At 39.7% G+C, this 13,234-nt stretch carries 9 protein-coding genes; 8 read left to right on the forward strand and 1 reads right to left on the reverse strand.

What is annotated here, in order from left to right:
* Positions 1-51: 51 nt before the first annotated feature.
* Positions 52-969 (forward strand): metal ABC transporter solute-binding protein, Zn/Mn family, encoded by a 918-nt coding sequence (locus HMPREF2991_RS03435; protein ID WP_070567869.1) that lies wholly within the window; start codon positions 52-54, stop codon positions 967-969.
* Between the two features lie 13 nt (positions 970-982).
* Positions 983-4,030: a pneumococcal-type histidine triad protein gene (locus HMPREF2991_RS03440; RefSeq protein ID WP_070567871.1), complete on the forward strand. Its 3,048-nt coding sequence runs from the start codon at positions 983-985 to the stop codon at positions 4,028-4,030.
* Between the two features lie 36 nt (positions 4,031-4,066).
* Here HMPREF2991_RS03440 and pepT read toward each other — a convergent pair whose 3' ends face one another.
* Positions 4,067-5,290, reverse strand: a complete 1,224-nt coding sequence (pepT, locus tag HMPREF2991_RS03445) for a peptidase T (protein ID WP_070567873.1) — start codon at positions 5,288-5,290, stop codon at positions 4,067-4,069.
* A 358-nt stretch (positions 5,291-5,648) separates the two neighbouring features.
* Between pepT and pitA the strand changes: the two genes are divergently transcribed.
* From pitA to hemH, 6 genes are all read left to right on the forward strand, one after another.
* On the forward strand, positions 5,649-8,240 hold the full coding sequence (pitA, locus tag HMPREF2991_RS03450; RefSeq protein WP_070567874.1) for a PI-2 pilus tip adhesin PitA: 2,592 nt from the start codon (positions 5,649-5,651) through the stop codon (positions 8,238-8,240).
* Positions 8,240-8,791, forward strand: coding sequence for a PI-2 pilus system signal peptidase SipA (sipA, locus tag HMPREF2991_RS03455; protein ID WP_000924790.1), 552 nt, complete (start codon positions 8,240-8,242; stop codon positions 8,789-8,791). Before pitA ends, sipA begins: the two co-directional genes overlap by 1 nt.
* Entirely contained in the window at positions 8,791-10,056 is a 1,266-nt protein-coding gene (locus HMPREF2991_RS03460) for a DUF7601 domain-containing protein (RefSeq protein WP_070567876.1), read from the forward strand. Before sipA ends, HMPREF2991_RS03460 begins: the two co-directional genes overlap by 1 nt.
* Before the next feature lie 16 nt (positions 10,057-10,072).
* Complete coding sequence (gene srtB / locus HMPREF2991_RS03465; RefSeq protein WP_070567878.1) at positions 10,073-11,074, forward strand: PI-2 pilus system class B sortase SrtG1; 1,002 nt, start codon at positions 10,073-10,075, stop codon at positions 11,072-11,074.
* Positions 11,075-11,149: 75 nt separating this feature from the next.
* Positions 11,150-12,022: a PI-2 pilus system class B sortase SrtG2 gene (srtB, locus tag HMPREF2991_RS03470; protein WP_070567880.1), complete on the forward strand. Its 873-nt coding sequence runs from the start codon at positions 11,150-11,152 to the stop codon at positions 12,020-12,022.
* Between the two features lie 77 nt (positions 12,023-12,099).
* Positions 12,100-13,194: a ferrochelatase gene (hemH, locus tag HMPREF2991_RS03475; protein WP_070683566.1), complete on the forward strand. Its 1,095-nt coding sequence runs from the start codon at positions 12,100-12,102 to the stop codon at positions 13,192-13,194.
* The last annotated feature ends 40 nt before the right edge of the window (positions 13,195-13,234 follow it).

The raw sequence follows: 13,234 nt of genomic DNA on the forward strand, positions 1-13,234 counted from the left end.
TAAACTATTTACTAGTTAATTAAATGGTTAAATACTAGTTAAGGAGTAATGATGAAAAAAAGAACATTTCTATTATTAGTGGCAAGTCTGCTGGTTCTTGTCTTAGGAGCATGTAGCCAAAAAGAAAAACAAGAAGCAAAAGGGATGAAGATTGTAACAAGTTTTTACCCTATCTATGCCATGGTCAAAGAGGTATCAGGGGACTTGAATGATGTACGGATGATTCAGTCAAGTAGTGGGATTCACTCCTTTGAACCGTCAGCAAATGACATTGCTGCTATCTATGACGCAGATGTCTTTGTCTACCACTCTCATACGCTCGAATCTTGGGCTGGAAGTCTAGATCCTAACTTGAAAAACTCAAAAGTTAAGGTTTTAGAAGCTTCTGAAGGAATGACCTTGGAGCGTGTTCCAGGTTTAGAAGATGTAGAAGCTGGTGACGGTATTGATGAAAAAACACTCTACGACCCTCACACTTGGTTAGATCCAGAAAAAGCAGGTGAAGAAGCTCAGATTATCGCTGACAAACTTTCGGAGATTGATAGTTCTAATAAGGAAACGTATCAAAAGAATGCTAAAAACTTTATCGCTAAAGCCCAAGAATTGACTAAGAAGTACCAGCCTATTTTTGAAAAAGCGAGTCAAAAGACCTTTGTTACACAACACACAGCCTTTTCTTATCTCGCTAAACGCTTTGGTTTGAAACAACTTGGTATAGCAGGGATTTCCCCTGAACAAGAACCAAGTCCGAGACAACTAACAGAAATTCAGGAATTCGTTAAGACCTATAAGGTTAAAACCATCTTTACTGAGAGCAATGCTTCTTCTAAAGTCGCTGAGACTTTGGTCAAATCAACAGGAGTTAGCCTAAAGACCCTCAATCCTTTAGAAGCAGATCCTGAAAATGACAAAACTTACTTAGAAAATCTAGAAGAAAATATGAATGTTCTTGCAGAAGAATTAAAATGAGGAGATGATAAAAATGAAGAAGAAATATATTGTAGCAGGATCGGCTCTTGTCCTTTCCCTAAGCCTTTGCATCTATGCATTGAACCAACACCAGGTAGAAGGAAAAAAAGATAATAACCGTGTGTCTTATGTCGATGGGAAGCAAGACACTCAAAAAACAGAGAATCAGACACCAGATCAAGTTAGCAAAAAAGAAGACATTCAGGCTGAACAAATTGTTGTGAAAATCACCGATCAAGGTTATGTGACTTCACATGGTGATCATTTCCATTATTACAATGGTAAAGTTCCTTTTGACGCTATTTTCAGCGAAGAACTGTTGATGAAAGATGCCAATTATCAACTGAAAGACGCTGATATTGTCAACGAAATCAAGGGTGGCTATATTATCAAGGTGGATGGTAAGTATTATGTTTACCTTAAAGATGCGGCTCATGCTGATAATATTCGTACGAAGGACGAAATTGAGCGCCAAAAACAAGGTCATACTCACGATGCACCAACTTCTAACAGTGCAGTGGCACTTGCTCAATCTCAAGGCCGTTATACTACAGATGATGGCTACATCTTTAATCCAACTGATATTATAGAGGATACTGGTGATGCTTACATCGTTCCTCACGGTGGACATTACCACTACATTCCAAAGAGTTCCTTGTCTGCTAGCGAATTGGCTGCTGCCCAAGCCTACCTCTCTGGAACTAGAAAACAAGCAAGTGTGACTGACTATCGTCCGAGTTCAAACACAACTAGTCAAACTAGCAATCTGAGTCAAGAAGCTGAAACACCAAGCAAACCAGAAGAGAGCCTTCAGAGTCTATTGCAGCAACTCTATGCTCTTCCAAGTAATCAACGTTATGCTGAATCAGATGGCTTGATTTTTGACCCTGCTAAGATTGCAAGCAGAACACCAAGTGGCGTAGCGATTCCTCATGGAAATCACTATCATTTCATTCCGTATACAAAGCTTTCTGCATTGGAAGAAAAGATTGCGCGTATGATTCCTTTATCTAGCGACAGTGGGAAGCCAACACCTTTAGAAAATCCAAGCAAACCAGCAGAGCATCCAGCTCAGCCAAATCATTCTTATGACCAAGACGGTGACCATGGAAGCCAGGATACCAACCATGAAGATCATGACCATGATGGAGAGGAGCATGACCATCACCACGGTGAAGAACATGATCATAGTTTTGCAGCTGACCGAGTTATTAGTGAAGATGAGCAAGGGTTTGTAGTTTCTCATGGAGATCACGCTCATTATTTCTTTAAGAAGGACTTGACTGCAGCCCAAATCAAAGCTGCCCAAAATCACTTGAAAGAAAATCATCAGCCTCAGCACGTTCAACCACTTGCAAAGACTGTGGAAAGTTTCTCAAGAGATGCTAGCGATGAAGAAAAAATCAAGTATATCTCACAGACCTACGGGGTTCCGCTCGAAGCGATTCGTATTTCAAATGGATTCTTTGTCTTTGGAAATCCGGATCAAGCCTATGATCCAACCCATATCCATCCCTATGCCGTTCGAAAAGAACATGTTCGTATTCCTCTCCAAACTGGAAATCCAGAACTGGATTTCCTAAATGAACTGTATACGACTGCACTACGTGATGGGGTATCTCCTTATAGTTTGCAAGTAGAAAATAGTAGTTTTGTGATTCCTCACGGAGACCACAATCACTACATCAAGGTTCAAACCAAGGGCTATGAAGTAGCTTTGAAAAATAAGATTCCGGCCCTACAATCGACCTATCAACCTGGAGCGTTTGATGAACAAACAGTTCTATCTAAAGTGGATCAACTGTTAGCAGATAGCAGAAGTCTCTACAAAGACCAGCCAATCATGCAGAGACGTGTTGAACTTGCTTTGGGGCAATTCACCGAAAATATGAAAAAACTGGCAACAAACTCAACTGCTGGATATCTAGCAGCCTTGGATCTCTTTGATAAACAATACATCCATGTGGATCAAAGTGTGGCACCGGTTGAAACTTCACCTTTAGATAAGAAGTACCAAGCCCTAGTAGATAAGATCAATACATTGGATACAGATACTTATGGCTTGCCTAAGAAAGATCTTTTGGTACATTTGCAGGAAGCAAAACTAGCACAGGATGAGACAGAGTTGGCTGCGATTGAAGCGAAACTGCAGGCCTTGCAAGATTTCCGAGATCGAACAGGGGTTACAACAGTAGAGTACATCAAGTATTTCTATGAACATGTATCTGATGGTCGTTTGAGAGAAGAACTTCGGAACCGTGTTGCCAAGTTGACATGGGAACTTTACCAGTCACAATCTTTCCTCAAAGCAACCGACTTGAACAAGCTATTCCCAACTATTTACCAAACTAAGCTAGAAGTAGAAGAAGCTCTCAAAGAAGAACCAGTTTCTACAAAAGCTGGTAAGACTATTCTAGATACGGAAAAAGTAGATAGTCAAACTGCTAAGACTGCCATCTATGAATTCTTAAAAGAACTCTACGGTGATTTTATGCCAGAAGAGCGGGTTAGCCATGTTAAGAAGGAAGAAGTGGATGCTCTCCTAACTAAAGCTGCCCAACTCCTAGCACGTGTCAAAGAAGATGGTGTCAAACAATCCCTAGCTGAAGAAGCAGCTAATATCAAAGCGGCTACTGAAAAGGAAAATGCAGACCTTGACGAAGCTAAAACACAACTTGAGGATCTCTTGAATCGTATTGCAGCGACTATCCAACGAGAGAAAAAAGAAGCGGAACAAGATCCACAAACGGTGATCATCTACCAAAAACTCTATAATGTCTTGCTCTCTCTTCACAAGTACTTAGAGGATAACAAAGGATCCGATGCTGACTTTGAACGTGTCGATGCCCTTTTTGATCAACTTGCAGCCAAAAGCAGTGATAAAGAAGGCCTCCTCACTCTAGCTAAAGAAATCATTAGCTTGAACCAAGAACTTCGTTCAAAAGCAAGTGAAACTGGCAGCCAATCTAAGTCTGAGAAAGACAGTGAAACAGCTACTTCTAAACCAACAGAAAAGCAAGCGCAAAGTGAGTCTGAGACAAGTGCTCAACCAAATGAATAAAAAGAAAGACGAAGTAGCTGAGCTACCTCGTCTTTTTTAGTCTTTATAAGATACAATGCCAATGATGGTATCCACCGCACGCTCCATAGTTTGAAGGCTGACGTATTCAAAACGTCCATGCATGTTTTCACCACCAGCAAAGATATTTGGAGTTGGAATTCCCATAAAGGAAATCTTAGACCCATCTGTTCCACCACGAATTGGTTCTATAATTGGCGTGATACCTAAATCTTCCATAACAGCTTTAGCAATGGTAACGGGTGTCATGTCTTTCTCAATGACTTCCTTCATATTGTAGTACTGGTCAGTCAGAGTCAAGGTCACGCGATCATTCCCAAGTTCTTGATTCATCTTGTCAGCAATAGACTGCATAGCTGCTTTACGTGTTTCAAAGGCATCCTTTTCAAAATCGCGAATGATGTAGCTTGCACGCGCCTCCTCGACACTACCTGACACATCCATAAGATGATAGAAACCTTGGTAACCATCTGTTAGTTCAGGTCGGTCATTCTCAGGAAGTTGATTATGAAAATCAATTGCTAGCTGAAGGGCATTGACCATTTGACCCTTTGCAGTACCAGGGTGGACATTGCGCCCTTGGAAATGAAGCTCAGCAGCAGCTGCTGAGAAAGTCTCGTACTGAAGTTCTCCTAGCGGACCACCATCAACAGTATAGGCAAAGTCAACGTCAAAGTCTTCTGCATCAAACTTGTTAGCTCCAACGCCAATTTCTTCATCTGGACCAAAACCAACTCGAATCTCACAGTGTTTGATTTCGGGATGAGCAGTCAGATATTCAATAGCAGTCATAATCTCAGCAATCCCTGACTTGTCATCAGCACCCAGCAAGGTCGTGCCATCGGTTATGATGAGTGTTTGGCCTGGATATTTCTCAAGGCTCTTGAAGTCGGCCGGATCGAGTTTAAAACCAGAATCTCCTAAGTCGATAGCTCCACCATCGTAATTTTCGATGACTTGCGGATTAACTCCCTCAGCATTAAAGTCAGCTGTGTCCATGTGGGAGATGAAGCCAATCTTGCGTGTTAAGCTAGGATCATTAGCTGGTAAGGTACCAATAGCAAAACCATTTGGAAGGTAGTAGACGTTTTGCAGACCGACACGTTTCATTTCAGGAATAAGAACGTTAGTCGCAAAATCTACCTGGCTTTGCGTACTTGGAGTAGTAGTAGAGTGTTCGTCAGATCGCGTATTGACCTTAACGTAGGTCAAAAAACGATCTAAAAGGTTCGGATAAGTCATAAAAACTCCTTTAACAATCATAAAATAGAATGCAAACTTCGGAAAAAACCTTATTCTGAAAATTTCATGAATTTTGAAAAAATATAATAATTCAAATTCAATAGACTTTTAAATGAAATTTTGGATATTCTAGAATAAAATATATGCATTGATATTTTATGAGATTTTTTTATTCTTTTTTCATTTTACCATAGAATAGTTTGAAAGACAAAGAAGAATCATACTCTTTTATTAATTAACATAATATAAAATTAATCATATTAATTGACACTGCGTGAACTTTATTGTACAATTATCTTGTAAATGTCCTACATTGATATAGTAACAATATTACTACATTCTAGTTAAGGAGAATAAAATGAACATTCGCTTCGATTTTAAGAAAGTTCAAATTATTGCGCGCCGTTTAGTTACACTGTTAGCTATTCTCTTTTTGTGTGCTCCGATAAGCCTGTTAAATGCTGATTCTACTACAGAACCTCAGACAACCCTTCACAAGACAATTACTCCGATATCGGGACAGGATGACAAGTATGAGTTGTCATTGGATATCACGTCCAAACTGGGAACGGAGACCCAAACGGATCCCTTGGATGTTGTTTTAGTAGCAGACCTCTCAGGAAGTATGCAGAATCAGGATGTCCAATCTTTTGATGGACGGACGATCAGTCGGATTGACGCATTGAAAAATACTCTAAGAGGAACAAATGGTCGTAAGGGCTTAATTGATACCATTCTATCCAATTCTAATAACCGGTTATCTATGGTAGGATTTGGTGGGAAAATTGACAATAAAAAGAATGATCAGTATTGGGATGGAAATAAATGGAGACTTTTTAGACCATACTGGCCCTATGAACGGATGACAAAATACTATGATGGCGTTTCACCATGGGATGATGCTAACACGATTTTAGGATGGAGTAACAATGCTCGTGCTGCTAAAACAGCGGTATACAACATGAGTATTGCAGGAGGTAATTCCATTGGTACTGAGTCAGGTATTGGTACCGGGACCAATATTGGGGCTGGATTAACCTTGGCCAACCAGTTAATGGGAAGTGCAAGATCTAATGCTAAGAAAGTCGTTATTTTGCTTTCAGATGGCTTTGCGAATATGGTCTACGATGCCAATGGTTACACTATATATAACTACAATAACGAGGATCCTAATATCGAAACAGCTCCCCAGTGGTTTTGGGATAGATTAAATAATAATCTAAATAGTCTATCATATAGCTTGGCTCCAACACTTGATGGTTTCTATTCAATTAAATTTCGTTATTCAAACAATGTCGACAGTATTACCAGTCTGCAATATTATATGAGGCAACATAATGCCTCCATTCCAAATGAAATATTCTCTGCAAATGATGAAGACCAGTTACAAGACAGTTTCAAAGATATCACTGATAAGATTCTGCCACTGGGAATCCACCACGTGACCATCAAGGATGTTCTTTCTAAGTATGTCCAGCTATTACCGAACGGATCGTCAGAGTTTCGTGTAGTGAAAGAAAAGGATGGTAGCAGTGAAACATTAACCGAAGAGCAAGTAACTTTTGATACCAAGACAACGGCAGAAGGATTAGTGGAAGTTACGGCTAACTTTTCTCCGAATTATTCCTTAGAAGATGGAGCTAGATATGTCCTCAAATTCACTGTTACATCTAGTCAAGATGCTCTGGATGCCATTGCAGGTGATAAAAAACTAGAGGCTGGTGATGCTGAAGGTTCTGATGTCAATAAACTCTATTCCAATAAAGGTGCCAGTGTCACCTATTCCTATGGAATAGGCACCTCCCAAACCAAGACCAAAGAATACTCTGACAACCCAACCTTTAAGCCTTCGGATCCATTAACGGTACCAGTGGAAGTTGAATGGCAAGGTGTGACGGGTGCGAGAACTGTCATTACAGCTGATCAACCGAGTAATGTTGAACTGAAACTGGTTCAAAAGAACAAGAACGGAGGTCCTGATAATCAAGACTATCGAAAGACCAATGTGAATGTTAGTAAAAACGTATCTAATGAAACGAGGAACTTTGAAAAAGTTGCCAAAGGATATCAATACGATTTAATTGCACCAGACGTCCCCGCCTTTACCAAAGAAATAAAAAATGTTGGTACAGAAACTAAACCATCCTTCAAGGTAATCTATAAACAATTGCCAAGTCTGACGATTAAGAAAGTGTTGGAAGCTGAAAATAACTTGAACAAGGAGTTTAGGATTAAGGTAAAACTAACCTCTCCTGATTCTAAGCCATTGAATGGAACTTTTGGCGATATAACTGTTGTGAATGGAGAAGCGGAGATCCGTGTCGAAAAACGAAAACGTTGGAAAGGTATTCTAAGCTATCTTCCTCGAGGAACCCATTACAAGGTTGAAGAAGAAGCGGCATCAACGAACGGTTACCACGTTACATATGAGAATCAAGAGGGCGATCTGAATAAAGACGAAACCAGTATTGTCACGAATCACAAGCTTCCAAGTTTATCAGTTACAAAAAAGGTTACGGGTGTATTTGCCAACCTATTAAAATCCTTCAAGATTACCATTAACATTAGGGATGCTCAGAATAGTCCACTGAATGGAACCTATACTGCAACGGTAAATAATAAAAGAACCCCTCTGCAATTTACGAATGGTCGAGTGTCTATTGATCTAAACAAAGATCAAACCATAAAAATTGATGGACTTCCACTCAATAGTCACTATACCGTAGAAGAGGAATCAAACTCTTCTAGTGGATATCAGGTATCTTATGAAAATCAAGAAGGCAAGCTGGATGGAGACAAGTCCGCGACAGTCACGAATAATAAGAATAGCGTGCCTGAAACCGGAGTTGACTTCCTCAGCAGTACACTCATGTTAGGAATAATCCTTCCTCTAGGGGGAATCTTCTTTACAATCCTACTCGGATATCTAGTGGTACATAGGAGAAAATAATGCTACTTAAAAAGAAACATAAGAAAACAGTAACACAAGTCAATCGGGATAAGTCTCCGCCGAGTGTATGGGGAGATATCCTCTACTTAGTCAGTAAGCTTCTGATGGTTGGGTTTGTACTGGCCACCCTTTACTTTTTTGTCTTTGGACTATTGAGATACAATGACGATGGCATGAAGCCAGCCTTGAAAGATGGCGATTTGGTTGTCTACTATAGGTTGGATAAACGTTATTCGATTGGTGATCTGCTCGTCTATAGTTATAAGGGCAAGGAAAGAGTGGCGCGTGTCATAGCAACCGAAGGAAGTACGATCGATATAAACGAAAATGGTCTCATCATCAACGGTTCTCCTCAACAAGAGCAGGATATCTACAAAGAAACGCTGCTCTATAAGGAAGGGGCTACCTTCCCAATGAAAGTCCCAGCAGGACAACTCTTTGTCCTCGGAGACAATCGAACAACGGCTGTAGATAGTCGTGCTTTTGGAACCATTCCTATACAGGATACCCATGGCAAGGTGGTAACAGTCCTAAGGCGACGGGGCTTTTGATGGTAATTTATGAAAAAAGAAATTTAAAAATAAAAGGAATAATCATGAAAAAAACATTTTTGAAAAAATTAGTTACTGCAAGCATTGCAGCTGTAACCGCCTTGTCGGTCTTTAGAGGAGTGCCAACATTTGCGGATGATAATGATGTGGCAACTGCCAAAGCAAATGGTGAAACAAGTGCAAAAGTTTCTATTAATAAGGTGTTGAATATTGCGGAAGGAATTACAACACCTGAAGCAACTTTTACATTTACTTTCACCCCAAAAACTGGTACATCATCAAATGGTGCACCTTATGAAACGATTGATTCTTCTAATGGTCAAATTACAGATAAAAATGTATCTTATTCTGGAACAGACGTTTTAGCAACTGGCCAAACTAACATTAAGAAAGAAACCGGCGATATTTTTAGAGAAGTGAACTATACACATGCTGGTGAATATGTCTATACTGTTGCTGAAAAACAAAATGTTGGTTGGAATGTTATTCAAAAAAATGGTTCACCTATTGATTTTATGACATATGATAATCGCAACTATGAAATGCACGTTATTGTTAAGAACAAAACTACAGGAGGAACATATATTTCTTCTGTGTATTTTAAACAAGTATCCCCAAGTGTGAATGGTAAAGTAAAACCATCTGAAAGTGGAACTACTTACAAATATGATCTTTTCACTAACATCTATCGTAAAAATGCTGGTAAAATTACAGATCCAAATGAACCAAACCCTAATAAACCAAATGTTTCAAAAGTTGATCCAAATGCTAAATCTTTAGTAATTAAAAAAGTTGTGTCAGGTGCTACTGCAGATAAATCAAAAGATTTCACTTTCAAGCTTACTTTTACCAAAGCATCTACAGAAACTTCACAATCCATCACTGGTAAAATCGGTGAAACCTCAAAAACATTTGTCTATGGTCAAGAAACAACTATAACACTACGCCACGATCAATCTTTGGTGTTTGACACAATTCCTGCAGGTACTCGTTATAAATTGGTTGAAACAGGATCTCAAGGTTATACAGCTTCAGCTGCATATAAGGAGAACGGAGCATCAAAAAATCAAGCTGGTACAGTTTCTACAAATTTCACTCAAGATAGTATCCTTGTTGGTGAAAAACCCAACGATAACACTATCACAAATAGCTTACCAGACGTTACCCCTACTGGTCTCTTGATTGACAATCTTCCTTTCATCTTGATGATTGGTCTTGGTTTGGCTGGATTTGTTGTTTTGTCTAAAAAACGCAGACAAGCTTAAGCAACTGGTTTGACCGATGAAAATCAAGCGTGAGAAACCAAAAAGGAGTTTGTCTAGGCGTCTGGTCCTTGCTGTAGATGCGTTGATAAATCATATCTTGCTCCTCTTGGCGGCCTTAGTCTTTCTCTTTGGTTTCTACGCTCTTTGGGATGCCAATCAGGTCTATTCTCAGGCTTCATCAAGTGAGTATGAGGCCTATAAACCAGTGAGTACTACTGAGAAAGATGAGCTTGCTAGTTTTTCTGGCTTTCACAAGCTACAGCAAGTCAATCCAGAGGTTCTCGGTTGGATCAATGTCTATGGCACCAATATCGACTATCCCTTAGTCCAAGCCAAAGACAATGAAAAGTACCTGAACAAAGATTCCAAGGGAGAATTTGCAGCTACAGGAGCTATTTTCCTTGAGGCTCGAAATGAATCCAAGTTCGAGGACTTTAATACCATCATCTACGGACACCATGTAGAAAATGGGGTTATGTTTGGAGATGTAGCAAAGTTTTCTGATAAGGAATTCTTTGACCAGCATCGCTACGGCAGTATTTACTATAATGGCGTTGAAAAAGGTCTTGAAATCTTTGAAATGCTCGAGGTGGACGCCTATGACTTTAACATCTACGATCCAGGTATTAATGGGGATGATCGGCGCCAAGAATATATCGATCACTTACTCTCGGTTGCCATTCACAAACGAGACATTACACTGGGGCCAAATGACCATATCATCCTTCTCAGTACCTGTTTCCTAGACGTAACAAATGGGAGACATATCGTAGTTGCCAAGATTACGGATACGGTTCCAAAGAACACCTTCCATACGAAAAAATCAAAACCATTCCCTTATAGTGTCTTTGATGATTCGTCGCTCGGACGATTTCTCTCATCGATTCCTTTGTGGATATGGTACATCATCTTGTTTATCTTGCTCTTGCTATTGATCTTCTTGCTCATCATCCTCTATTTGATCTTGCGTCGTAGAAGAGAAGCAAAGGAAGAAGGAGCAGATACCATTACTGACTAAACTACCAATAAAAGAGAAAGGGATAGCCTCTCTTGCTCTTTTATTTTCAAGGCTAGAAAGGAGAAAGCAGGAAATATGAAAACAAGTACAAGTCGCAAAGTTATAAAGGTCATTCTATCCCTCTTTCTAGTTTTTTTCTGTCTTTTTACAGCTGATAGGGTCCTTGCGAGTGACTACGATCATTATAATCCCATTGAAAAGGATGCCAGCAGTACGGGCTTTGAAACCTTGCAGCACCTCAACAAGGATGTTTGTGGTTGGATTAGCCTTGATGGGACCAAGGTAGACTATCCCCTCTTGCAGAGTCAGGACAATGTCAAATACCTTGACCGCAATGCTTTTGGCGATTATACTGTGTCAGGGTCTATTTTTCTAGACTATCGTTTTAATCCAAACTTTACTGACTTTAACACCATCATCTATGGTCACTCCATGGCTTCTGGTGCTATGTTTGGGGAGATTCAAAAATTTGCGGATCAAGATTTTTTTGAAATGCATCGCTATGGCTCTATCTACTACAATGGCCGTGAACGTGGTCTGGAGATTTTTGGGATTTTAGAAGTAGACGCCTATGACACGGAGATTTACCGAACTTTGAGTTCCAACGATGAGGAACACCAGGCTTACTATCAATATTTGCTAAGTAAAGCCAAGTACAAGCGAGATGTCTCCTTGACCTCAACGGACAAGATTGTTTTGTTAAGCACCTGTTTCCTTAACATTACCAACGGACGACATATCCTATTAGCTAAAATAACGGATGCACCAGTAAAAGCAGCCCAGGATAAAAGTGGAGAAGCTGTAGGGACGCGGTATTTCGATCAAGGGCTAACAACGCATTGGATTTATATCCTTGCCTTTCTTCTCCTGATTATCGTTATTTTACTCCTTGTTGTTATCATCCTAATCATGAGACGAGATAAAAAGACTAAAGAACAAAAGAAATAGTAGACGTCGGAAGCGTTTACTATTTTTTTCTTTCATGATAGAATAGATAGTGAAAATAATATCATAAGGATGATAACATGAAAAAAGCAATATTAATGATGACCTTTGGATCTCCAGAGGAGATTAGTTTTGAAGGAGTAGCAGAATTTTTTACAAACATTCGTCGTGGAGTTAGACCCCAAGACCACGAGATCCAGACTCTCTATGACAACTATGTCCTTATCGGCGGGACACCCTTGCAGCGGATTACACGTGAGGAGGTTGATTTAGTCAAGGAACGTTTAGGCGAGGAGTACGGTATCTACTTTGCCAACAAATTTTCTCGTCCCTTTATTCCAGACGTGATCAAGCAGATGGAAGCTGATGGTGTTGAAGAATGTATCTGCTTGATTTTGGAACCTCATTATTCTTTTTACTCAGTCATGGGGTATGAAAAGTTTCTGGAAAGCCAGCAGATCCGATTTTTAGTCATTAAGGACTGGTATCAACAACAGGCTTTGCTGGACTTCTGGACAGATGAGATTATCAAAATTTTACGGAACCATGTGGGAGAAGAATCTTTCAAGGTAATCTTTTCGGCACACAGTGTTCCCATTTTTGCCTTGGATTATGGAGATCCTTATATCGACCAGATTTTCGATAATAGCAAGCTAATTGCTGAACAACTCGGCCTAACAGCCGACCAGTATACCAATACTTGGCAGAGCGAAAGCGATATTGGAATCCCTTGGATCAAGCCAGATGTCTTAGAATATTTACGAGAACAAAAGCAACATCCAGAACATTATATTTTTATTCCGATTAGTTTTATCAGTGAGCACATCGAAGTCTTGTTTGATAATGATGTGGAATGTTATGATTTGTGTCAAAAAATAGGTGTCACCTACCATCGTCCACCTATGCCCAATACGGATAGCCGTTTAATTGACGCTTTAGTTGCTACTGTAAGAGCCAATGAACACAAAGAATTTAAAGCTTTTCTTCCAGAAGAAGAAACCTTCGATGAGTTAGCACCGTCAGCAACTACAAAGGATATTATGGAGGAGACAGACGACCTTCAGATGCCAGAATTTGTCAAAAAACTCATTGAGAAAAAAGGCCGTGAGAATGTGAAGATGCCTTACTTGATTAAGAAAATGCTCGAAAAGGCTGGGAAGTTACCAAAAGAGTAAAGAAAAAAGGATTTAGCTTTAAGCTAGATCCTTTATCTGT

This window comes from Streptococcus sp. HMSC072D07, assembly GCF_001814835.1.
Taxonomy (GTDB): Bacteria; Bacillota; Bacilli; order Lactobacillales; family Streptococcaceae; genus Streptococcus.

Excerpts from the sequence above, each read along its gene's own strand:
- HMPREF2991_RS03435 (WP_070567869.1), top strand. The coding sequence starts at position 52 with ATGAAAAAAAGAACATTTCTATTATTAGTGGCAAGTCTGCTGGTTCTT.
- HMPREF2991_RS03440 (WP_070567871.1), top strand. The coding sequence starts at position 983 with ATGAAGAAGAAATATATTGTAGCAGGATCGGCTCTTGTCCTTTCCCTA.
- pepT (WP_070567873.1), bottom strand. The coding sequence starts at position 5,290 with ATGACTTATCCGAACCTTTTAGATCGTTTTTTGACCTACGTTAAGGTC.
- pitA (WP_070567874.1), top strand. The coding sequence starts at position 5,649 with ATGAACATTCGCTTCGATTTTAAGAAAGTTCAAATTATTGCGCGCCGT.
- sipA (WP_000924790.1), top strand. The coding sequence starts at position 8,240 with ATGCTACTTAAAAAGAAACATAAGAAAACAGTAACACAAGTCAATCGG.
- HMPREF2991_RS03460 (WP_070567876.1), top strand. The coding sequence starts at position 8,791 with ATGGTAATTTATGAAAAAAGAAATTTAAAAATAAAAGGAATAATCATG.
- srtB (WP_070567878.1), top strand. The coding sequence starts at position 10,073 with ATGAAAATCAAGCGTGAGAAACCAAAAAGGAGTTTGTCTAGGCGTCTG.
- srtB (WP_070567880.1), top strand. The coding sequence starts at position 11,150 with ATGAAAACAAGTACAAGTCGCAAAGTTATAAAGGTCATTCTATCCCTC.
- hemH (WP_070683566.1), top strand. The coding sequence starts at position 12,100 with ATGAAAAAAGCAATATTAATGATGACCTTTGGATCTCCAGAGGAGATT.